At 53.1% G+C, this 612-nt stretch carries 1 protein-coding gene; it reads left to right on the top strand.

Features of this window, described 5'->3' with window-relative positions; all coding sequences use genetic code 11:
• Positions 1–383 precede the first annotated feature (383 nt).
• Positions 384–612 (top strand): IS66-like element accessory protein TnpA (gene tnpA, locus BLX89_RS23785; RefSeq protein WP_198935198.1); only part of this gene is annotated, 229 nt, incomplete at its 3' end.

Below are 612 nucleotides of genomic sequence, written 5' to 3'. Positions count from 1 at the left end.
CCGGACTGATAGGCGATATTCTTACCAATCCGACACTCAGCCTCGGAACAATCGAATGTCGTGCCGGTTACGAAGTCCTGACAGAATGAGGAAAGGCTGTGCGCTTCATTCTTTCTATGCATGAACGCAAATCCACGCGGGTTTCATTGTCGCGCTGGAGAATTGATCTGCATTCCTCGGGATCACTCCTCCGAAAAAAACACCTACATCGAGGTTGCGAAAGATTATGAACGCTGATGCCAAAGCCCTCGGAGAAGCCTGTCGCAGCTTTGAAGCCAAATACGGCATCGACGCTTTCCTGGTAAGCGCGAATTTCTCCACACCTTCTGAAGCGCGGTACTCTCAGGCATGAGGTGTCCACCAAAATAAGTGGACACCAAATCATGGATGAAGATGCTCCTAAACTTCAGGTGCGGCTTGTTGGTCGCGACGGCCGCCGTCGATATGACCCTGCTTCGCGTGATCGGCTCGTTGCAGCGTGTTTAGAACCTGGCGTTTCGGTCTCTCGACTTGCGCGGGAACACGGTGTGAATGCCAATCTCGTACGCAAGTGGATAAAGAAGGCCCTGGAGCAGCGTCCTTCGCCATCGGTCGCGACCTTCGTTCCAGTTC

Origin of the sequence: Pararhizobium arenae, from assembly GCF_001931685.1 — a bacterium.
Lineage (GTDB): Bacteria > Pseudomonadota > Alphaproteobacteria > Rhizobiales > Rhizobiaceae > Pararhizobium > Pararhizobium arenae.
The sequence above is the reverse complement of the archived record's forward strand: the minus strand, read 5'-3'. Positions and strand labels throughout refer to the sequence as shown.